General features: G+C 76.6%; 18 protein-coding genes. 13 read left to right on the top strand and 5 right to left on the bottom strand.

Features of this window, described 5'->3' with window-relative positions:
* Positions 1–135: 135 nt before the first annotated feature.
* From ACYQBY_RS15230 to ACYQBY_RS15185, 10 genes are all read left to right on the top strand, one after another.
* Positions 136–1,368: a mannose-1-phosphate guanylyltransferase gene (locus tag ACYQBY_RS15230; protein WP_459644726.1), complete on the top strand. Its 1,233-nt coding sequence runs from the start codon at positions 136–138 to the stop codon at positions 1,366–1,368.
* Between the two features lie 12 nt (positions 1,369–1,380).
* Positions 1,381–2,598 (top strand): amidohydrolase, encoded by a 1,218-nt coding sequence (locus ACYQBY_RS15225; RefSeq protein WP_459644725.1) that lies wholly within the window; start codon positions 1,381–1,383, stop codon positions 2,596–2,598.
* A gap of 118 nt (positions 2,599–2,716) precedes the next feature.
* Positions 2,717–3,811, top strand: a complete 1,095-nt coding sequence (locus ACYQBY_RS15220) for a BMP family lipoprotein (protein ID WP_459644724.1) — start codon at positions 2,717–2,719, stop codon at positions 3,809–3,811.
* Between the two features lie 43 nt (positions 3,812–3,854).
* A complete protein-coding gene (locus tag ACYQBY_RS15215; RefSeq protein ID WP_459644723.1) occupies positions 3,855–5,369 on the top strand; it encodes an ABC transporter ATP-binding protein in 1,515 nt (504 codons plus the stop codon).
* Entirely contained in the window at positions 5,366–6,592 is a 1,227-nt protein-coding gene (locus tag ACYQBY_RS15210; RefSeq protein WP_459644722.1) for an ABC transporter permease, read from the top strand. Before ACYQBY_RS15215 ends, ACYQBY_RS15210 begins: the two co-directional genes overlap by 4 nt.
* Positions 6,589–7,893: an ABC transporter permease gene (locus tag ACYQBY_RS15205; RefSeq protein ID WP_459644721.1), complete on the top strand. Its 1,305-nt coding sequence runs from the start codon at positions 6,589–6,591 to the stop codon at positions 7,891–7,893. The genes ACYQBY_RS15210 and ACYQBY_RS15205 overlap by 4 nt, the downstream gene beginning before the upstream one ends.
* On the top strand, positions 7,890–8,300 hold the full coding sequence (locus ACYQBY_RS15200; RefSeq protein ID WP_459644720.1) for a cytidine deaminase: 411 nt from the start codon (positions 7,890–7,892) through the stop codon (positions 8,298–8,300). The genes ACYQBY_RS15205 and ACYQBY_RS15200 overlap by 4 nt, the downstream gene beginning before the upstream one ends.
* A complete protein-coding gene (locus ACYQBY_RS15195) occupies positions 8,300–9,595 on the top strand; it encodes a thymidine phosphorylase (protein ID WP_459644719.1) in 1,296 nt (431 codons plus the stop codon). Before ACYQBY_RS15200 ends, ACYQBY_RS15195 begins: the two co-directional genes overlap by 1 nt.
* Before the next feature lie 99 nt (positions 9,596–9,694).
* Positions 9,695–10,996 carry a GGDEF domain-containing protein gene (locus tag ACYQBY_RS15190; protein ID WP_459644718.1) on the top strand — a complete coding sequence of 434 codons (1,302 nt, stop codon included), beginning with the start codon at positions 9,695–9,697 and terminating at the stop codon, positions 10,994–10,996.
* A 103-nt stretch (positions 10,997–11,099) separates the two neighbouring features.
* The gene (locus tag ACYQBY_RS15185) at positions 11,100–12,263 is read left to right on the top strand and encodes an adenosine deaminase (RefSeq protein ID WP_459644717.1); all 1,164 of its coding nucleotides are present in this window, start codon (positions 11,100–11,102) and stop codon (positions 12,261–12,263) included.
* 229 nt (positions 12,264–12,492) lie between these two features.
* Here the strand turns inward: ACYQBY_RS15185 and ACYQBY_RS15180 are convergent, their stop codons facing one another.
* The gene (locus ACYQBY_RS15180) at positions 12,493–13,452 is read right to left on the bottom strand and encodes a helix-turn-helix transcriptional regulator (RefSeq protein WP_459644716.1); all 960 of its coding nucleotides are present in this window, start codon (positions 13,450–13,452) and stop codon (positions 12,493–12,495) included.
* Positions 13,453–13,532: 80 nt separating this feature from the next.
* Between ACYQBY_RS15180 and ACYQBY_RS15175 the strand changes: the two genes are divergently transcribed.
* A complete protein-coding gene (locus tag ACYQBY_RS15175; protein WP_459644715.1) occupies positions 13,533–14,159 on the top strand; it encodes a TIGR03086 family metal-binding protein in 627 nt (208 codons plus the stop codon).
* A gap of 96 nt (positions 14,160–14,255) precedes the next feature.
* On the opposite strand, the gene ACYQBY_RS15170 is transcribed toward ACYQBY_RS15175, so the two are convergent.
* Positions 14,256–15,155: an oxidoreductase gene (locus ACYQBY_RS15170; RefSeq protein ID WP_459644714.1), complete on the bottom strand. Its 900-nt coding sequence runs from the start codon at positions 15,153–15,155 to the stop codon at positions 14,256–14,258.
* A gap of 61 nt (positions 15,156–15,216) precedes the next feature.
* Here ACYQBY_RS15170 and ACYQBY_RS15165 point away from each other — a divergent pair, with 61 nt between their 5' ends.
* Entirely contained in the window at positions 15,217–15,840 is a 624-nt protein-coding gene (locus ACYQBY_RS15165) for a TetR/AcrR family transcriptional regulator (RefSeq protein ID WP_459644713.1), read from the top strand.
* A 40-nt stretch (positions 15,841–15,880) separates the two neighbouring features.
* On the opposite strand, the gene ACYQBY_RS15160 is transcribed toward ACYQBY_RS15165, so the two are convergent.
* Together ACYQBY_RS15160 and ACYQBY_RS15155 are read right to left on the bottom strand one after the other, a co-directional pair.
* On the bottom strand, positions 15,881–16,681 hold the full coding sequence (locus ACYQBY_RS15160) for an aldehyde dehydrogenase family protein (protein WP_459644712.1): 801 nt from the start codon (positions 16,679–16,681) through the stop codon (positions 15,881–15,883).
* The gene (locus ACYQBY_RS15155) at positions 16,674–18,116 is read right to left on the bottom strand and encodes an aldehyde dehydrogenase family protein (RefSeq protein WP_459644711.1); all 1,443 of its coding nucleotides are present in this window, start codon (positions 18,114–18,116) and stop codon (positions 16,674–16,676) included. Before ACYQBY_RS15155 ends, ACYQBY_RS15160 begins: the two co-directional genes overlap by 8 nt.
* A 127-nt stretch (positions 18,117–18,243) precedes the next feature.
* On the opposite strand from ACYQBY_RS15155, the gene ACYQBY_RS15150 reads away from it, so the two are divergent.
* On the top strand, positions 18,244–19,767 hold the full coding sequence (locus ACYQBY_RS15150; protein WP_459644710.1) for a histidinol-phosphatase: 1,524 nt from the start codon (positions 18,244–18,246) through the stop codon (positions 19,765–19,767).
* Positions 19,768–19,855: 88 nt separating this feature from the next.
* On the opposite strand, the gene ACYQBY_RS15145 is transcribed toward ACYQBY_RS15150, so the two are convergent.
* Positions 19,856–20,794, bottom strand: coding sequence for an AbfB domain-containing protein (locus tag ACYQBY_RS15145; protein ID WP_459644709.1), 939 nt, complete (start codon positions 20,792–20,794; stop codon positions 19,856–19,858).
* Positions 20,795–20,828 lie beyond the last annotated feature (34 nt).

Genomic DNA, 20,828 nt, shown 5'->3' with positions numbered 1-20,828 from the left:
GTCGCCGCGGACTGTGACGAAGGACTCACCCGTTACCACGGATCCGGCCGTCCCGCCCAGGAAAGGCTTTCCTGCCCGGACGGGCGTGCCGCGGGGCCGTGCCGCGGGAGGCCCGCGAGCCGGTAGGTTCCGCCCATGGCGAGCGACGCACCGTCCTCCGGCCCCTCCGCGGCCGACCCCTCCGCGCCCGGCCTGCCCGTCCCCGACGACTCCGCCCCGGTGGTGCCCCAGTGGGGGGACTCGGAGCTGGAGGACGCCACCATCGACCTGAGCGACTTCTACGCCGTGGTCCCCGCGGGCGGGGCGGGCACGCGCCTGTGGCCGCTGTCGCGGCGGGACCGCCCGAAGTTCCTCCTCGACCTCACCGGCCGCGGCCGCACGCTGCTGCAGGCCACGTGGGACCGCCTGCAGCCGCTGGCCGGCGCCGAGCGCACCCTCGTCGTCACCGGCCGCACCCACGCCGGGCCCGTCGCCGAGCAGCTCCCGGAGCTGCCGGAGCGCAACATCCTGCGCGAGCCCAGCCCCCGCGACTCCGCCGCGGCCATCGGCCTGGCCGCCGCCGTGCTGGTGCGCCGCGACCCCGACGCCGTCCTGGGCTCCTTCGCCGCCGACCACGTCATCTCCGGGCGCGACGACTTCGAGTCCTCCGTGGAGCAGGCCGTCGTCACCGCCCGCCGCGGCTTCGTCGTCACCATCGGCATCGCCCCCTCCCACCCCGCCACCGGCTTCGGCTACATCCGCCTGGGCAAGCGGCTGCGCCTGCAGGGGGCGCCCAACGCCCGCCGGGTCGTGCAGTTCAAGGAGAAGCCCGACGCCCGCACCGCCGCGGCCTACCTGTCCACCGGCGACTACCGCTGGAACGGCGGCATGTTCGTGGCGCGGGCCGACGTCCTGCTGGAGCTGCTCGCCGAGCACACCCCCCAGCTGCACGCCGGGCTGCAGGAGATCGCCGAGGCGTGGGACACCCCGCAGCGCGACGCCGTCCTCGCCGAGCGCTGGGGCGCCCTGCCGGCCCTCGCCATCGACCACGCCGTCGCCGAGCCGGCGGCCGCCGCGGGCCGCGTGGCCGTGGTGCCCGCGACGTTCGGCTGGGACGACGTCGGGGACTACGCCTCCCTGGCCGACCTGCTGCCCGCCGACGTGGACCGCCCCCGCGTCCTGGGCGATGCCGACCTCGTCCTCACCGAGGGCGTCACCGGCGGCCTCGTGGTGCCGGCGTCCGGGCGCGTCGTGGCCATCCTCGGCCTCGACGACGTCGTCGTGGTGGACACCCCCGACGCCCTCATGGTGACCACCAGGGCCCGTTCGCAGGAGGTGAAACGCCTGGTGGAGCGCGCTCGCGAGGCCGAGCGCGGGGACGTGCTCTAGCGTCGACGTACTGTGAGTGACCTGGCAGCGCTGCTGGCGCCCCATCTCGACGGGCCGGGCGGGATCGTCGCCCTGCGCCGGAGCCTGCACGCGCACCCCGAGCGCAGCCGCGACGAGCACCGCACGACCACGCTGCTGGCCGACGCGATGGCCTCGGCGGGGCTGCGGGTGCGGCGGCTGCCCGGGACCGGCCTGCTCGCCGACGTCGGCGAGGGCGAGCCGCGGGTGGGCCTGCGCGCCGACCTCGACGCCCTGCCGCTGCAGGAGACGACCGGCCTGCCGTACGCCTCGGCGCTGCCGGGGGTGGCGCACGCCTGCGGCCACGACATCCACACCGCGTGCGTCGCCGGCGCCGGGCTGGTCCTGGCGGACCTGGCGCGCGCCGGGCGGCTGCCGCACCCGGTGCGGCTGGTCTTCCAGCCGGCCGAGGAGGTCATGCCGGGCGGCGCGATCGACGTCCTGGAGACCGGGGCGGTGGACGGGCTCAGCGCCCTGTACGGCCTGCACTGCGACCCGGGCGTCGACGTGGGCAGGGTGGGGCTGAAGGCCGGGCCGATCACCTCCGCGTCGGACACCGTGCGGGTCCGCCTCAGCGGCACCGGCGGGCACACCTCCCGCCCGCACCTGGCCGGCGACCTCGTCTTCGCCCTCGGCCAGGTCGTCACCCAGCTGCCCGCCGTGCTCTCCCGCCGGGTGGACCCCCGCTCCGGGCTGAACCTCACCTGGGGTGCGGTGCGGGCCGGGGAGGCGCCCAACGCGGTGCCCAGCGAGGGGTGGGCGACGGGGACGCTGCGCTGCATGGAGTCCGACGCGTGGCGGCACGCCGGCGAGCTCGTGGAGGGCGTCGTGGACGACCTCGTGCGGCCCTACGCGGTGCAGGCGGAGGTGACGCTCGTGCGGGGTGTGCCGCCCGTCGACAACGACCCCGCGGCCGCGGCGGTCCTGGACGCCGCCGCGCGCGGGGAGCTGGGTCCCGCCGCCGTGGAGACGACCCGGCAGTCCCTCGGCGGGGAGGACTTCGCCTGGTACCTGCAGCGGATGCGCGGGGCGATGGCCCGGCTCGGCACCCGCACCCCCGGCGGCCCGACGTACGACCTGCACCGCGGCGACTACGCGCCGGACGAGGCGTGCATCCCGGTCGGGGTGCGGCTGCTGGTGGCGACGGCCCTGCACCCCGACGCCGAACTGGGGGGCCGTCCACTGGTCGATCTGCCCACCGGCGGCGCGTGAAGCGCATTGCGGGGAGGTAACGACTGCCCGGTGGCCGGGCAGTCTGCGCCGCAACGCCCGGGGCGCCTCCTACAGTGAGGAGCCCGGGCGCCGGCCCGGAGGTCTGGAGGTTCCCACCGTGTCCACGAAGATCGCGCGCGCCGCCGCCCTGGGTGCGGCCGCCCTGCTGCTGGCCTCCTGCGGGGAGCGTCCCACCGAGGGGGGCTCGGCGCCCTCCGCGAGCGGGAGCGCGTCCGGCGGGACCGAGGCGTTCAAGGCCTGCATGGTCCTCGACACCGGGGGCGTCGACGACCGCTCGTTCAACCAGTCCTCGTGGGCGGGCATGGAGGCGGCGAAGGCGCAGAACCCCGCCGTGGAGATCTCCTACGTGCCCTCCGCCGACGACACGCAGTACACCCCGAACCTGCAGGCGCAGGTGCAGCAGGGCTGCGACACCATCATCGGCGTCGGCGGCCTGATGGCCGACAGCGTCAAGGAGGTCGCCACGGCCAACCCCGAGCAGTCGTTCGCCGAGATCGACTCCTCCTCGGAGCTGGAGAACGTCTACGGCATCCAGTACAACACCGCCGAGGCGGCGTTCCTCGGCGGCTACCTCGCCGCGGGGATGACCACGACGGGCGTCGTCGGCACCTGGGGCGGCCTGCCCATCCCGCCGGTCACCATCTTCATGGACGGCTTCTGGGAGGGCGTGCAGCACCACAACGCCCAGAAGGGCACGAACGTGAAGGTCCTGGGCTGGGACGAGAAGAACCCCAAGGGCGGCACGTTCGCCAACAGCTTCACCGACCAGGCCGCGGGCCGCTCCATCACCGAGACGCTCGTGGGCCAGGGCGCCGACATCGTCATGCCGGTGGCCGGGCAGGCGGGCCTGGGCGCCGGTGCCGCCGCCGAGGCCTCCGGCGGGAAGCTGAACCTCCTCTGGGTGGACACCGACGGCTGCGTCAGCGCCGAGCAGTACTGCCAGTTCTTCCTCTCCTCGGTCACGAAGAACCTCACCGGCTCGGTGGAGGAGTACGTCCTGGCCGCCGCCGACGGCGAGGCCCCCACCGGGTCCTACGTGGGCACCCTGGAGAACGAGGGCGTCGGGCTGGCACCCTTCAACCAGTTCGAGTCCAAGGTCCCCGACGCCCTGAAGCAGGAGCTGGAGACGGTGCGCAAGGGCATCGTCGACGGGACCATCGAGATCACCTCCCCGAGCGCGGTCGAGGGCTGACGCCCGGCGCGGGACGGGGCGACAGCGAGGGGACGGGCCGCACGTGGAGCTGGAGCTCAGGGGCATCACCAGGCGCTTCGGGCCCCTCGTCGCCAACGACGGGATCGACCTGACCGTGCGGGAGGGGGAGATCCACGCCCTCCTCGGGGAGAACGGTGCCGGCAAGAGCACGCTGATGAACGTGCTCTACGGCCTGCTGCAGCCGGACGAGGGCGAGATCCTCGTCGACGGCCGGGCGGTGCGGTTCTCCTCCCCGGCCGACGCGATGGCCGCGGGCATCGGCATGGTGCACCAGCACTTCATGCTGGTGCCGACGTTCACCGCGACGGAGAACATCGTGCTCGGCGCGGAGCTGACGCGCGGCGGCGGCCTGCTGGACCGCCGCCGCGCCCGGCAGCGCGTGGTGGAGACGTCGGAGCGGTTCGGCCTGTCGGTCCCGCCCGACGCCCTCGTCGCCGACCTCGCCGTCGGCGTGCAGCAGCGCGTGGAGATCGTCAAGGCGCTGCTGCGGGAGGCGAGGGTCCTCGTCCTGGACGAGCCCACCGCGGTGCTCACCCCCGCCGAGACCGACGACCTCATGCGCGTCATGCGCTCCCTGGCCGAGGCGGGCACCTCCATCGTGTTCATCACCCACAAGCTGCGCGAGGTGCGCGCGGTCGCCGACCGCATCACCGTCATCCGCCGCGGCCGCGTCGTGGGCCAGGCCGAGCCCAGCGCCTCCCCGGAGGAGCTGGCCGCGCTCATGGTGGGCCGCGACGTGCGCCTCGTCGTCGACAAGGCCCCCGCCGCACCGGGGCGGCCGGTGCTGGAGCTGTCGGGCGTGCGGGTCACCGACCCGGCCGGCGCGGTGCTCCTCGATGACGTGAGCCTGCAGGTGCGGGCGGGGGAGGTCCTCGCCGTGGCCGGGGTCGACGGCAACGGGCAGACGGAGCTGACCCGCTGCATCGTGGGCCTGCAGCCCGTGGCCGCCGGGTCGGTGCGCGTGGGCGGGCAGGACGTCACGGGCCTGTCGGTGCGCGAGGTGCTCGACCGCGGCGTCGGGTACGTGCCGGAGGACCGCCTGCACGACGGCCTGGTGGGTTCCTTCACCGTCGCCGAGAACCTCGTGCTGGACCTCGTGGACACCCCGGCCTTCGTCGCCGGGCCCGCGGTGGACCGGGCAGCCGTGGACCGCAACGCCGCCGAGCGCATCGCGGAGTTCGACATCCGCACCCCCGGCCCCGGCGCGGCCGTCGCCACGCTCTCCGGCGGCAACCAGCAGAAGGTCGTGCTGGCCCGGGAGATGTCCCGGCCCCTGGAGCTGCTCGTCGTCGCCCAGCCCACCCGCGGGGTCGACGTCGGCAGCCAGGAGTTCGTGCACCAGCGCATCGTCGCCGAGCGCGACCGCGGCGCCGCGGTCCTGCTCGTGTCCACCGAGCTCGACGAGGTGCGGGCCCTGGCGGACCGCATCGTCGTCATGTACCGCGGCCGCATCGCCGGGGAGGTCGGCCCCGACGCCGGCCCGGAGCAGCTCGGGCTGCTCATGGCCGGTGCGCAGCCGCAGGGAGGAACCGCGTGAGCACCGCCGCCCCACCGAGCCCGGCCCCCGCGCCGGGCACCGCCGCTGACGCCCGGCCGCGCCGGGCGCGCGGCGGGGAGCTGCTGGTCACCGCCTGCGCCGTCGTCGGCGCGCTCGTGGTGGGGGCGGTGCTGATCGCCGTCGGTGACGCGCGCACCCGCGCCGCGGCCGGCTACTTCCTCGCCTACCCGTGGGACACCTTCACCGAGGCCGGCTGGGCGGTGGGCGAGGCCTACGCCGCGCTGCTGGAGGGGGCGGTGTACAGCCCCGACCTGTCCGGCGGGGCGGCGCTGGGGCCGGTCTCGGAGACCCTCGTCAACGCCACCCCGCTGATCCTGGCCGGGCTCGGCGTCGCGCTGGCCTTCCGCGTCGGGCTGTTCAACATCGGCGCGCAGGGGCAGGTGGTCCTCGGGGCCATCGCCGCCGCGTGGGTGGGGTTCGCCCTCGACCTGCCCGTCGTGCTGCACCTGCTGGTGGCCCTGGCCGGCGGTGTGCTGGGCGGCACCGCCTGGGGTGCGCTCGTCGGCTGGCTCAAGGCGCGCACCGGCGCCCACGAGGTCATCACGACGATCATGCTGAACTACGTCGCGCTGAACCTGCTGAACTTCCTGCTCACCGTCCGCGGGTTCCAGCGCCCGCCCTACGGGCAGGCCATCTCCGAGGTCGTCGCACCCGCCGCCCGGCTGCCGCTGCTGCTGGGCAGCCCCCTGCGCGTGCACCTGGGGCTGCTGCTGGCGCTGCTGGCCGCGGTGGCCGTGCACTGGCTGTTCCGCAGCTCCCGGCTGGGTTTCCGCATGCGGGCCGTGGGGGCCAACCCCGACGCCGCGCGCACCGCGGGGATGTCGGTGGGGCGGCTGCAGATCACCGCGATGGCCCTGTCGGGCGGGCTGGCCGGGCTGGCCGGCGCCTCGCAGGTGCTGGGCGTGACCGGCAGCGTGACCGGCAGCATCGCCGGCAGCATCGGTTTCGACGCCATCACCGTGGCGCTGCTGGGCCGCAACAACCCCTACGGCGTCGTCGCCGCCGGGCTGCTGTTCGGGGGCCTGCGGGCGGGGGGCGTGCAGATGCAGTCCGCCACCGGTGTCCCCGTCGACCTCGTCGGGGTCCTGCAGGCGCTCATCGTGCTGTTCATCGCCGCCCCCGCCCTCGTGCGGGCGGTGTTCCGGCTGCGCACCGGGGCCGGCGGCGTCGGCGGCGAGCTGGCCGGGGGGTGGACGCGGTGAGCGCCCCCACCACCCCGGCGCGCCCGGAGGCCGTCGTCGTCCACGAGCGCGTCGAGCGCGTCACGAGCCCCCGCCGGCGCGCGGTGACCGGCGCCCTGCTCGTCCTGGTCGGTGCGGTCTGCGTCCTGGGCTGGGGTCTGGGCTCGGGGACCGGCGACGCCACCTTCCGCTTCGGCGGCGGCTCGGCGCTGCAGCTGCCCGACCTGACGCTGCCCGGCACGCTCACGCCCGTCGTGCTCGGCGCCGTGGTCGTCCTGCTGGGCCTGTACCAGATCGCCCGCGGGTTCCGGCCGCGGCGCAGCCCGCTGCTCGTGGCCCTCGCCGTGTCCTGCTTCGTGGTGTCGTTCCTGTGCTGGGCGATGAGCGGTGCGGACGCCGCCTCCATCGACGTGGTGCGGCTGCTGCGGCAGTCGGTGTTCCTGGCCACCCCGCTGGTCCTGGGCGCGCTCGCGGGCGTGCTGGGGGAGCGCAGCGGCGTGGTGAACGTGGCCATCGAGGGGCAGCTGCTCACCGGTGCGTTCACCGCGGCGCTCGTCGGCACCCTGGCGGGCAGCCTCGGCGCCGGCACGGTGGGCGCGGTCCTGGCGGGGGCGCTGGTGGGCTGGCTGCTCGCGGTGTTCGCCCTGCGCTACCGCGTCAACCAGGTGATCCTCGGCGTCGTCCTCAACGCCGCCGCCCTGGGGTTCACGGGCTGGGCGTACAAGGCGCTCATGCAGTCCGACACGCAGCGGTTCAACTCCCCGGGCGTGCTCTCCACGGTGCCGGTGCCGCTGCTGTCCGAGATCCCCGTCCTCGGGCCCCTGCTGTTCGACGCCAACGTCCTCGTCTACGTGATGTACGCCCTCATCGTCGCGCTGCAGCTGGTGCTGTTCCGCACCCGCTGGGGCCTGCGCACCCGCGCGGTGGGGGAGCACCCGAAGGCCGCCGCCACCGTCGGGGTGCCGGTGCTGCGGGTGCGCTACGTCAACGTCGTGGTCGCCGGGGGCGTGGCCGGGCTCGGCGGGGCGTTCCTGTCCATCGGGACCATCGGCCCGTTCACCGAGAACATGTCCGCCGGCAAGGGGTTCATCGCGCTGGCCGCGGTCATCTTCGGCCGCTGGAGCCCGCGCGGCGCCGTCGCGGCGTCGCTGCTGTTCGGGTTCTTCGCCGCGCTGCAGACCCTCGTCGGCGTCCTGCCGTACGGCTCGGCGGTGCCCGCCAGCTTCCTGTCGATGCTTCCGTACCTGGCCACGGTCCTGGCCGTCGCCGGGTTCGTCGGCCGCGTCCGCCCACCCGCCGCCAGCGGGGAGCCGTACCCGTGACGGCCCCCGACCTCGACGTCCTGCGCGCCGCCGCCCGCGCGGCCCTGGAGCACGCGTACGTGCCCTACTCGAACTTCCCCGTGGGCGCCGCGGCGCTCGTGGACGACGGCCGCGTCGTCTCCGGCTGCAACGTGGAGAACGCCTCCTACGGCGTGACGCTGTGCGCGGAGTGCACCCTCGTCGGCGCGCTGCGGATGAGCGGCGGCGGGCGGCTGGTCGCGTTCGCGTGCGTCGACGGCGCGGGCAACGTCCTCATGCCGTGCGGGCGCTGCCGGCAGCTGCTGTACGAGTTCGGCGGGCCGGAGCTGCTGGTGGACACCCCGCGCGGCGTCCTGCCCATGAGCGAGGTGCTGCCGGACGCGTTCGGCCCCCACGACCTGACCGACCCCACGAGGAGGACCCCCTGATGAGCACCCCGGTGAGCGGGCGGTTCGCCGCGGTCGACGTCATCCGCACCAAGCGGGACGGCGGGGAGCTCACGGACGCCCAGATCGACTGGGTGCTCGACGCCTACACCCGCGGGGAGGTCGCCGAGGAGCAGATGTCCGCCCTCGCCATGGCGGTCCTGCTGCGGGGCATGGGCCGGCGCGAGGTGTCCCGCTGGACGGCCGCGATGATCGCCTCCGGCTCCCGCCTGGACTTCTCCGACCTGCCGCGCCCCGCGGTGGACAAGCACTCCACCGGCGGGGTGGGGGACAAGACCACCCTGCCGCTGGCCCCGCTGGTCGCCGCGTGCGGGGCCGCTGTCCCGCAGCTGTCCGGCCGCGGCCTCGGGCACACCGGCGGAACCCTGGACAAGATGGAGGCGATCCCGGGCTGGCGCGCGGACCTGTCCCTGGAGGAGGTGCGGGCGCAGCTGCGGGACGTGGGCGCCGTGATCTGCGCGGCGACCGCCGACCTGGCCCCCGCCGACCGCAAGCTCTACGCGCTGCGCGACGTGACCGGGACGGTGGAGTCGGTCCCCCTCATCGCCAGCTCCATCATGAGCAAGAAGATCGCCGAGGGGACCCGGGCCCTCGTGCTGGACGTCAAGACCGGCTCGGGCGCGTTCATGAGCGACCCGGCCCTGGCGCGGGAGCTGGCCGGGACGATGGTGGCGCTCGGCACCGACGCGGGCGTGGAGACGCGGGCGCTGGTGACCGACATGTCCACGCCGCTGGGGCGCACCGCGGGCAACGCCCTGGAGGTCCGCGAGTCCGTCGAGGTGCTCGCCGGTGGCGGCCCCGCCGACCTGGTGGAGCTGACGGTGCTGCTGGCCCGGGAGATGCTCGACGCGGTCGGGCTAGACGCCGTGGACCCCGCCGACGCGCTGCGCGACGGGCGGGCGATGGACGTGTGGCGGCGCATGGTCGCCGCCCAGGGCGGGGACCCCGGCGCGCCCCTGCCCACCGCCCGGCACACCTCCACCGTGACCGCGGAGGCGGACGGGGTGCTGGAGGTGGTGGACGCCCTCGCCGTGGGGCACGCCGCGTGGCGCCTCGGTGCGGGCCGGGCGCGGCGCGGGGAGGCCGTGCAGGCGGGGGCGGGGGTGGAGCTGCACGCGGTGCGCGGCGAGCGGGTGCGCGCCGGGCAGCCGCTGCTCACCCTGCACACCGACACCCCCGACCGCTTCGCCTGGGCGCTGGAGGCGCTGGACGGCGGGCTGCGCATCGGGAGCTCTGCGGATGCGGTTCCGCTGGTCCGGGAGAGAATCACCGCTTGAGCGTGCTGTAATCGGTTCCTCACCCAGCGCTGTAGGCCGTGGAGGTGAAGACGCCACCGGGCGCTCCTCCACCGACCCCGGGCTGCCGAGGAGACCTGCATGCGACGAGGAGCGAGGACGGCCGGGTGGCCGGCGCTCGGCTTCGCCACGCGCATGATGCTGACGCTCGGCCTCGTGCTGGCCGGGGTCGGGAGCCTGCAGTACGCCCTCGTCGCCCACACCCTCACCGACCACGCCGCCGAGCAGCTCGTCGCCACCCACTCCGCCGACGCCAAGGTGCTGCGCGGCGTCCACGACGCCCCCGGCAACGGGATGCTGGAGGTGGAGGCACCGCTGGACCACCTCGCCACCCGTCCCGGGGTGCAGCGCGTCGCCCTCCTCGACGGCGACGCCACCGTGCTGGCCGTCGGGCGCGGGGACTTCGGCACCGACCCCGCCGAGGCCGGAGCCCACCCCTCCCTCGGCTCCCTCGACGAGCGCCGCGTCGTGGGCCGCGCCGTCGCCGGGGCCGACGCCACGCACCTGCGCCGCGTCGCCGCCAGCGGCCTGGCCGACGTCACCGAGGACGGCGAGGTGACCGTCGTGCGGGTCCCCATCGCCCTCGACGGGCGGGTGGGGGTCCTGGAGGTCCTGCGCACCGGGGAGGAGCTGCGCAGCGAGGTGCTCGCCCTGCGCCGGGTGCTGCTGCTGACGCTCGCCGCCGGGATGCTCCTGGCCCTGCCCGCGTTCTACCTCCTGGGCGGCCGCCGCCTCAGCACCCGTCACGGCGAGGCGCTCCAGACGGCCACGACCGACGCGCTGACGGGCCTGCACAACCACCGCGCCTTCCACGAGGACCTGCGCCGCAGGCTGCCCGCCGCGCAGCAGCGCGGGTTCCCGCTCACCCTCGCCCTCGTCGACCTCGACGGGTTCAAGCAGGTCAACGACACCCACGGGCACCGGCGCGGCGACCGCGTCCTGCAGGCCGTCGGGGCCGTCCTGGCCGAGGTGGTGCGCGAGGCGCCACGCGGTGCGCGGGCCTACCGGGTCGGCGGCGACGAGTTCGCGCTGCTGCTGCCCGGGGCGGACGCGGACACCGCTGCCGCGCTCGCCGAGCGGGTCCGCGCCGGCGTGGAGCGGGACGTGGCGGAGGTGACCACCAGCATCGGGCTCGCTGCACCCACCGGTGCCGCCACCGGTCCCGAGGCGCTCCTCGAGCAGGCCGACGCGGCCCTGTACGCCTCCAAGCGCGGCGGCCGCAACCGCGTGAGCGACGCCGCCGACGTGCCCGGCCGGACGCCGCCCCCCGCGGGGCGGTTGCCCCAGCAGGCGGGGGAGCAGGTACCCGGGGAACCCGCCGGGCCGCAGCGGGCCGAGCGCCGCGGCACCCCGCGCCAGCCCGTGCGCTCCTCGCGTCCCTGAGCCCGCCCCGGCCGCGTCGGCAGGCCGGACGGGTACCGCGTCCGGCCACTCGCAGGCCTCCTCCGGCTACGGGCCGTCGCCGGAGGCGCTCTAGGCTCAGGGCATGGCTCTTCCCCTCCCCGACGCAGGGACCTCCCCGACCGCCCCGGACGCGGGGGTCTCCACCCTCGAGGCCGTCCGGGCGCTGCCCAAGGTCTCCCTCCACGACCACCTCGACGGCGGACTGCGGCCGGCGACGATCGTGGAGATCGCCTCGGCCGTCGGGCACACGCTGCCCACGACGGACCCGGAGGAGCTGCGCGAGTGGTTCCGCACGGCCGCCGACTCCGGCTCCCTGGAGCTGTACCTGGAGACGTTCGCGCACACCACCGCCGTCATGCAGGACGCGGAGTCGCTGGCGCGGGTGGCGGAGGAGACCGTGCTGGACCTCGCCGCGGACGGCGTGGTGTACGGCGAGCTGCGCTACGCGCCCGAGCAGCACCTGAACCGGGGCCTGGGCCTCGACGAGGTCGTGCTGGCGGTGGAGGAGGGTTTCCGCCGCGGGGAGCGCCTCGCCGCCGAGCAGGGGCACCGCATCCGCGTCGGCACCCTCGTCACGGCCATGCGGCACGCCGAGCGCGGCCTGGAGATCGCCGAGCTCGCGCTGCGCCACCGCGACGCCGGGGTGGTGGGTTTCGACATCGCCGGGGCCGAGGCGGGTTTCCCCCCCACGCGCCAGCGCGACGCGTTCGACCTGCTGCACGCCGCGCACCTCCCCGTCACCATCCACGCCGGGGAGGCCGCCGGGGTGGAGAGCATCCGCGAGGCCGTGCACCCCTGTGGGGCGCAGCGCATCGGGCACGGCGTGCGCATCGTGGAGGACATCGAGGTGGAGCCCGGTGCGGGGGCCGCCGGGGCGCGGCTGGGCCGCACCGCCGCGTGGGTCCGGGACCGGCGCATCCCGCTGGAGCTGTGCCCCACGAGCAACGTGCAGACCGGCGCCGCGACGTCCGTCGCCGAGCACCCCGTGACGCTGCTCAAGGACCTGCGCTTCCGCGTCACCGTGAACCCCGACAACCGGCTGGTGTCCGGCACGACGCTCAGCCGGGAGTTCGCGCTGCTGGTGGACGAGGCCGGCTGGACCCTCGACGACGTGCAGTGGGCGACGGTGAACGCGGCGCGGGCGGCGTTCCTGCCCTACGACGAGCGCGCGGCGCTGCTCCGCGACGTCGTCGACCCGGGGTTCGCCGCCGCCCGGGGCCGCTCGCCCCGCCACGCGGTGGGCTGAGCCGCTCCCTCGCCCGCCCTTCTCCGGGTTCGGGCGGGTTCCCGCTCACCCTCGCCCGCCCTTCTCCGGGTTCGGGTGGGTGTGGGGCCGTCCTCGCTCGCCCTTCTCCGGGTTCGGGTGGGTGTGGGGCCGTCCTCGCTCGCCCTTCTCCGGGTTCGGGCGGGGGAGAGCGCTCCTCGTGCGCCCGAACCCGGAGATGGGCGGGGGGAGCGCGGGCGCAGGGCGCCGTTCAGGTGTGGGCGTCGCGGAACGCGCCGGCCGCGGCGAGCAGGTCCGCGACGACCCCGGGCGGGTCCAGGACCCGCACCGCGCCGCCGAAGGCGAGGAGCGCCCTCGCCGCCCCCGCCGCCCGGAACGGCGCCGAGAACTGCCGCCACCCCTCCTGCCCGCAGGTCTCCTCCTGCGCGCTCCCGGACAGCTGGGAGGCCACCACCCGCAGCACGGCCTCGGCGTGCTCGGCAGTGACCCGGAACCGCACGGGGACCACCGGCCCCCAGAGGCGCTCCACCCCGGCCTGCAGCTGCGCCCACACCGACTCCAGGTCCAGCTCCGGCGGGCACCGGGCGGGTTCGGCCGTGGCGGTGACGTCCCGCACCCGGGAGACGCGGAACATCCGCGGCTCGCCGTCGCAGGCGCCGACGAGGTACCAGGTCCCGTTCTTGGACACCAGGCCGTAGGGGTCGACGAGCCTGCGCCGGGCGGGTGGGCCGCTGCCGTGCTCGTAGCGCAGCACGAGGCGCCGCTGCTCCCACAGGGCGTCCTGCAGCGCCCCGAGGAACGGGGTGGGCTCGGGCGGGCGGTTCCAGGCGGCGGCGTCGACGAGGACGCGCTCGCGGTGCCGGGCGAGGTCGTCGCGGGCGGCGGCGGGTGCGGCGGCGAGCAGTTTGCGCAGGGCCGACTCGAACGGTGCCGCGGCGGGGTCCCCGGCGCCGCGGCCGGTCACGGAGAACAGCGCCCGCGCCTCGGCCTCCGTCAGGCCCGTCACGTCGGTGCGCCAGCCGGGCAGCAGGACGATCCCGCCGTAGCGGCCGCGCTCGGCGTAGACGGGCACACCCGAGGCCGACAGCGCCTCCACGTCGCGCAGCACCGTGCGGACGGAGACCTCCAGGCGGCGCGCCAGGTCCGGCGCGGGCAGTTTCCCGTGGGTCTGCAGCAGCAGGAGCAGCGACATCAGCCGGTCGGCGCGCACGCGGTGAGCATCCCAGTCATACCTGACAGGAGGTGACGTGGTGGGGCGGTTGGATCGTCCCACCCGACCGAGGAGGAACCATGACCGTCCCCACCGTCCCCACCACCGCGTCCGTGCCCGCGCGGTCCTCCCTGCCCGACCCCCGGCCCCTGCTGGCGCGGGCCTCGGACGAGGTCGAGCGGTTCCTGGCGGCGGTGCGCGCCGAGGACCTGGACCTGCCCACCCCGTGCGCCGGGTACGACGTGCGCGGACTGCTCGCCCACCTCGTCGCCGTGCAGGGGCGCCTGGCGCACGTGGCGCGCGGCGGGCACTTCGCCGACACCCCGCTGCAGGTCGGGGGCGTCGCCGACGACGGCTGGGCGGGTGCCTGGACCGCGGCCCGGGCCGGGGCCGAGGACGCCTGGGCCGACGACGCGGTGCTGACCCGCGTGCTGCGGCTGCCGTGGGGTGCGCACCCGGGTGCGGCCGCCGGGCTGGCCTACGTGCAGGAGCTCACCACCCACGCCGGGGACCTCGCCGCCGCCCTCGGCCGCACCGGTGAGCTGGACGACCACCTCGCCGCCGGCGTGCTGGAGGGGGCGCGGCGCTTCCTGCCCGCCGAGCCGCGCGGGGGGCAGGTCCCCTTCGGTCCCGTCGTCGACGTGCCGGACACCGCGCCGGCGTGGGCGCGCCTGGCCGGCTGGACCGGGCGCACCCCCGCCGTGTGAACCCCGCCGTGCGCAACCCGCCGGGTGGACCCCGCCGGGTGGACCCCGCCGGGTGGACCCCGCCGTGCGGACCCCGCGCAGGGGCGGGCCGCCGGCTCAGCCGCGCACCGGGGCCGGCGCCACCCCGGTGCCGGTGAGCCGGGCGGACAGCTCCCACAGGAGCGCCGCGCTCCCGGGGTCGCTGGCGGCGGCGCTGCGCCCGACGAGGGCGGGGTGGCCGCGGCCCTCCTGGAAACCGTCGGGACCGACGTAGCTCGCGCCGGGCAGGTCCTGCACCGCGGCGAACAGGGTGGGGCGCGCCCCCGCCTCGGCGCTCTGCGCCAGGAGCCGGTTGCCGATCGCGCCCACCAGCGTCACCAGGCGCCGGCCGGACCCCTGCTGCAGGTTGGTGGCGGCCCAGCCGGGGTGCGCGGCGAGCGCGCGCACGGGTGAGCCCGCCGCGGCCAGGCGCCGCTGCAGCTCCAGCACGAAGAGCAGGTTGGCCAGCTTGGACTGCCCGTAGGCCCGCCACGGGTTGTAGGGCCGCCGCTCCCAGTTCGGGTCGTCGAGGTCGATGCTCCCGATGCGGTGCGCCCCGGAGGAGACCACGACGACGCGGTCGGTGACGTGCGGCAGCAGCAGGTTCACCAGCGCGAAGTGCCCGAGGTGGTTGGTGCCGAACTGCAGCTCGAAGCCGTCCGCGGTCCGGCCCTGCGGCACCGCCATGATCCCGGCGTTGGCGACGAGGAGGTCGAGGGGGCCGTTCCACGCGGCGGCGAACTCCCGGACGGAGGTCAGGTCGGCGAGGTCGAGGCGGCGCACCTCCACGTCCCCCCGCATGCCGCGGGCGGCCTCGGCGCCCCGTGCGGGGTCGCGCACGGCGAGGACGACGCGGGCGCCGGCGCGGGCGAGCTCGGCGGCGGTGACGCGGCCGAGGCCGCTGTTGGCGCCGGTGACGACGGCGGTGCGCCCGTCGAGGCGGGGGAGGTCGGCTGCGGTCCAGCGGGGAGGGGTCATGCCCCGAATGTAGACAGCGCCAACAACGTAGTCAACGCCAACATCGGCGTAGTCTCGGCCCGTGCCCACCCCCGCCCGCCGCAGCTACCACCACGGCGACCTGCGCTCCGCCCTCCTGGTGCGCGCCGAGGAGGTGGTGCGGGCCCGCGGCAGCGCCGCCCTGTCGCTGCGCGAGCTGGCCCGCGACCTCGGCGTCAGCCACGCCGCGCCGAGCCGGCACTTCCCCGACCGCGACGCCCTCCTCGACGCCCTGGCCGTCCACGGGTTCCAGCGGCTCGGCGCCACGATGGCCGCGGCCGCGGCCCCACCCGCCCCCTTCACCGAGCGCCTCGTCGCCGTCGGGCAGGCCTACCTCGACTTCTCCGTGCACGACGCGGAGCTGCTCGGCCTCATGTTCACCGCCAAGCACGCCCGCGGCGCCACCCCCGCGCTGTGGGAGGCCGCCGGGCGGGCGCTGCGGGTCGTCGAGGACGTCGTCGCGGACGGGCGCACCGCCGGCGTCGTCGCACCCGGGGAGGAGGAGCTCGCCACCGCGGCCGTCCTGTCCACCGTGCACGGCATCGCCTCCCTGGCGGCCAGCGGCATGCTGCCCGGGGCGCGGGCCCACGACGTGCTCGCCAGCAGCCTCGGGCTGCTCGCGGGAGGGCTCGGCGCGCGTGTGCCGGCTCCGCCCCCCGCCCGCTGACGCACCGCGCAGGGCCCGGCGGTCCGCGCGGCGGGCGCCGTCAGAGGTGCACGATCCCGCTGCGGCGCAAGGGGAACAGCCAGGCCGGGTCGGGTGGCGGGCCCTCCGCGGGCCCGGGCGGCGGTTCCGCCGCGGGAGGCAGCAGCGGCCGCTCGGCGCGCGCCGCGGCGGTGCGCAGCGCACGCAGCTCCTCCTCGTCGAGCCCACCACCGCCCCGGGCGTCCACCAGGTCCACGCCGCCGCCGAGCTCGGCCAGCACCGTCCGCCGCTCACCGGCCGGGACCAGCGTCAGCACGTCCCCGGGCAGGCCGCCGGCCGCCGCGGCCTCCACGAGCCGGGCCGCGACCCCGGCCGCCCCCGCCGCGGGCAGCAGCACGCACGCGCCGCCCAGCACGAGGACCGGGGCCGCCACGGACACCGCCCCCAGCAGCACGTGACCGGCGGGCGCCAGCGCGAGGACCACGCCGGGGCCGCGCTCGACCCGCAGGCCGGGCGGCGCTCCCGCGGGCAGCAGGTCGAGCTTGTCCACCCAGCCCGCCCACCACACCAGGCGGTCCACGGCCGCCTCCACCTCCGCGAGGGCCCCCGACAGCGACAGCCCGCCGCGCCGCAGCTCCGAGACGAGCAGGCCGCGGTGGGTTTCCAGGTCCGCGGCCGCCCGCGCCAGGCGGCGCCCGCGGGTCGTGGGCGGCACCTGCGACCACTCCGCGGCGGCCTCCGCGGCGGCCACGAGCAGCTCCGCGGTGCCGCTGCCGGCGTCCCCGCCCGGCGCCGGGCCGGACGGCACCGCCCGCAGCACCCGGCTGCGTTCGCGTCCCCGCTCCGCCGCCCGGTCAGGCACGGAAGACCCCCAGCCGCGCCAGGACGTCCCCGAGGGCGGCACCGGCCGCTCCCGGGGCGCCGTCCACGCCGCCCGCCCCGTCCACGCCGCCCGTGCCGCCCGTGCCGCCCGTGCCGTCCACGCACGTCACCGACCGCACCCCGTCGATCCGGGCCAGCAGCGCCGCCGCCGCCGCCCCGCCGCCCCACAGCCGGACCTCGACCGCGGCGTCGGCCGCATAGCGGGCCAGGTCGGCCGCCACGGCCTCGACCGTAGCGGCCGGGCGCAGCCCCACCACCGGGCCGGGCGGAGGTGCCACGGGCCGCCGGCTCAGGAGGCGCTGCACCCCCGGCGGGCACCACCAGCCTCCCGCGGGCAGGGACGCCGGGGGCGGCACGCCGACCGCGGCGACGGCCGCCGCGGCCAGCTCGGGGCCGGGCAGCGGCCCGACGTCCGTCGCCTCCTCGAGGGGGTCGCCCATGCGCAGCCCGTCCGCGGCGGTCTCCAGCCGGGCCACGAGGTCCTCCACGACGGCGGGCGGTGCGAGCACGAGCGAGCCGGCGCGGCGGTGCAGGGCACCGAAGCCGTTGCGCGCCACGGCCGCGGCCAGCACGTCCACGTCCACCGCCCCGCCGCCCACCGCCCCACCCAGGACCACGTCCACGCCGAGGACGTCCGGCTCCGCGCTGAGCGCGACGCCCGCCTCCGCCAGTTCCACGCGCAGCGCGTGCAGCGCGGCCCGGGTGCCCCACGCGGCGACCGCGCCGGAGCCGGCCCACAGGGCGCGGTCGGTGGCCGGGCGGGCCCCCGGCAGCACCGTGAGCAGCCCCGCCGGCAGACCCGCGCGCCCGGTCGTCTCCGCGAGCAGGTGCGCCAGGGGGGCCGCGGCGGGACGGGGCCGCACGACCACCGCGTTGCCGCAGGCGAGGGCGGTGACGACCGCCACGGCCAGGGCGGAGGGGGTGGCCCGCCAGTCCGCGACGACGGTGACGACCCCGACGGGGGAGCGCCCGGCCGGTGCCCACGCCAGCTTGTCCGCCCACCCCGCCGCCCCGAACGCCAGGTCCGGCACCGCTCCCGCGTCGGCCTGCGCCGCGCGCAGCGGGCGCCCGCTCGTCACCGAGCAGGCCAGCGCCATCGGGTGGACCGCCTCCTCCAGCGCGTCCGCCAGCGGCAGCAGGTGCCTGACCCGGTCGGCGCCACCCGCCCACGCCCAGCCGTCCGTGCGGGCCCGCGCCGCGGCGGCCAGCGCCCGGCGGGCGTCCTCGGGGGAGCTCTCGGCCACCTCGCTCAGCGCCGCACCGGTGGCGGGGGCCAGCAGCGGTGTGGCGGGGACGCCGGTGTCGGCGGCGCCCCCGGGCAGGACGGGGGAGTAGCGGGGCAGCAGCCCGGCGCTCGCGGCGGAGGAGGCGGGGGACACCTCCCCGCCCGCTGCCGAGCGTGCCGACGCCCTCACGGGGCGCAGTCTACGGTCGGCCCCTCCCGGGAACGGCCCCGAGCGGGGGAACTGACAGGGTGGGCCCGTGCCAGCGCACCACCACCCAGACGGGTCCGCGACCCCCCACGCCCACGTGCCCGCTCCCGTGCAGAGCCCCGCTGTGGACGGCGACGACCGGGCGTTCGCCTGGTACGCCGGGGACCACCACATCCACACGACGTTCTCCCGCGACGCGATGTACACCATCGACGACCAGGTGCGCCGGGGCACGGCGTGCGGGCTGGACTGGATGGTCATCACCGACCACGGCGGCCCCGACCACCAGAAGCTGTCCGTCGTGCGGCAGGCCCCGGAGATCGCCGCCGCCCGCGAGCGCTACCCCACGCTCGTGTTCCACGGGCTGGAGTGGAACATCCCCGGCGCCGAGCACGCCACCGTCATCGTCCCCCCGCACGAGCGCACCGTGCAGTTCCTCCAGGAGTTCGAGGGCCGCTGGGACGGGGACGTCCTGGCCGCCGCGTCGAACCCCGCGGGCCCGCGCCTGATCCAGCACTCCGTGGAGGGCACCGACCTCGCACGCCGGCTCGGGCTGGACGCGCTGGCGTGGATGGTGGCGGAACTGGGGCGCGGCACGGTCGACGAGGCCCTCGTGCTGGGCAACCACCCCATGCGCACCGGCCGCGTGGACCCCTCCCGGGTGCGGGAGTGGCGCGACGCCGCGCCCGGGGTCTTCGTCGGCTGGGAGGGCGCCCCGGGGCACCAGGCCGCCGCGCTGCCCGAGCCGTGGAGCCGGGCGCGCGGGCGCGGGCAGTACGACGAGTTCCCCGGCCGGCTGTCCTTCCCCGGCTACGACGAGGCCCAGTACCGCACCTGGGGCGGTTTCGACGCGGCCACCGCGCGGGTCGGCGGGCTGTGGGACAGCCTGCTCGCCGAGGGCCTGCCGTGGTGGGTGACGGCGAACTCCGACAACCACTTCGACCACATGGACACCCTCGCCGTCGGGGAGCCCTCCCGTGCGCACTACGCCGAGCACGGTCACCGCGGGGCGCCCGTCGACACCGGCCGGCCGCAGCACGGCTACGTGGACTTCGCGCCGGGCTTCTACAGCCGCACCTACGTCGGCGCCGACACCCGCGACTACCGGGCGGTGATGGCGGGGCTGCGCGCCGGCCGCGCGTTCGTCGTCCACGGCGGCCTGCTGCGCGCGGTGGAGGCGCGGCTGCGGCCCGGTTCCGGCCCGGGCGCCGCGGGCCCGGGGGTGACGTTCGGCGGGCGGCTGCGCGTCGCGCGCGGCGACGACGTGACCGTGGAGGTCCTGCTGGACCCGGCCACCGAACCCAACGGCTCGGGGGAGGTGCCGTCCGTGGCGCGCCTGGACGTCATCGTGGGGACCGTCACCGGCCGCGTCGCCGACGCCGACCGCGACCTGTTCGAGGCGCCCGGGACCCGCGTCGTGGAGAGCTTCGAGGTGCCCGCCCGGGCCCGCGGCAGGCAGCGGTTCGAGCTCACCCTGCGCTCCGTGAGCGACCCGCTGTACGTGCGGTTCCGCGCGAGCGACGGCAACCGCTGCCGCGACGACGGGCACCCCCTCGTCGACCGGGTGGGCGAGGGCGACCCGTGGCAGGACCTGTGGTGCTACACGAATCCCGTCTTCGTCGACGTGGGGTGAGTCGGATCGCCGCCGGGTGACACGGACCGGCCGCCATGGGGCCGGGCGGGGCCCGGTGTGGTGGTGTCCCGGAGGCTCCGGGCCGACGTCACCTGACCTTGACGAACTTCGAGTCCGCACCGAACGGCGTGCCCCGACGGGTGGTCGGGGTCCCGAGCTCCACGACCCCCCGGTAGTGGCGGACGTGGTGGCTCGGGAAGTTCCAGCTCGCGAGCCGGAAGGAGTTCTGCAGGATCGGTGTGCCATCCCGGTCCTGCCCCAGTCCTGCGGACAGGAACGTCGCGTCCGCCCGGAACAGGAGGTCCTCGAAGCGTCGGTTGAACGGGGCTGCGTCGAACTGCTGGAGGAGAACAGCGCCGTTGGAGTGCCGCAGGTAGTACCCGGGGTAGAAGAGCGATTCCAGGCTGACGCCGGTGCCGGCCAGGCCTGGCACCACGCGGAAGCTGGCCGTGTAGGCGCCAGGACTCCGCCCGATCCGGGCCTGCTCCTTCCGGTAGGCGTACAGGCGGTACCCCGAGAAGTTGGACGCCTTGACCTGGATCGACTCCGCGGCCGTGTCCCAGTTGCAGTCAGCCGGGAGGCGGCCCCACACGGGCTTGTTGGTCCTCCAGGACTCGGCACCCCAGTCCGGCCCCGTGATGCGTCCCGTGTGGTCCACGGCATGACACACCAACTGCTTGCGGATCGACTCCAGCTGCGGTTGGCCGAGGCCGTGATCACCGGCGCAAGCGGTGATCTGGGGCCATCCGCTCCGGTCGTCGTAGAACCACCTCCCGCGTCTCGTGGGGGTGACCATGTAGTCCAGCCTCTGGCCGAACCCGCGGACGCGCACCTTGTCGATCCAGTTGCTGTCTCCGCAGTCGAAGGTCCTGTCGTACCAGGTCGCGGTCCAGGAGGCGGAGGGTGCGAGGGTGGCCGACGACGGCCCCACGTCCTGTGCCGAGGCCGTGCTGCCGCCGAGGTGCGACGCGGCGAGCGCGACGACGAGCACGCTGCCGAGATCGGTGAGACGCCGACGTACGTTCATGTGCATGCCTGCTCTCCGGGTGTGCCGCGCACTC

It is taken from the genome of Kineococcus anabasis (assembly GCF_054590795.1).
This window is presented reverse-complemented; position numbering and strand designations above follow the sequence as displayed.

Coding starts and splice junctions, on each gene's coding strand:
- ACYQBY_RS15190 (WP_459644718.1), top strand. CDS start 9,695: ATGCGACGAGGAGCGAGGACGGCCGGGTGGCCGGCGCTCGGCTTCGCC.
- ACYQBY_RS15145 (WP_459644709.1), bottom strand. CDS start 20,794: ATGAACGTACGTCGGCGTCTCACCGATCTCGGCAGCGTGCTCGTCGTC.
- ACYQBY_RS15170 (WP_459644714.1), bottom strand. CDS start 15,155: ATGACCCCTCCCCGCTGGACCGCAGCCGACCTCCCCCGCCTCGACGGG.
- ACYQBY_RS15195 (WP_459644719.1), top strand. CDS start 8,300: ATGAGCACCCCGGTGAGCGGGCGGTTCGCCGCGGTCGACGTCATCCGC.
- ACYQBY_RS15185 (WP_459644717.1), top strand. CDS start 11,100: ATGGCTCTTCCCCTCCCCGACGCAGGGACCTCCCCGACCGCCCCGGAC.
- ACYQBY_RS15175 (WP_459644715.1), top strand. CDS start 13,533: ATGACCGTCCCCACCGTCCCCACCACCGCGTCCGTGCCCGCGCGGTCC.
- ACYQBY_RS15230 (WP_459644726.1), top strand. CDS start 136: ATGGCGAGCGACGCACCGTCCTCCGGCCCCTCCGCGGCCGACCCCTCC.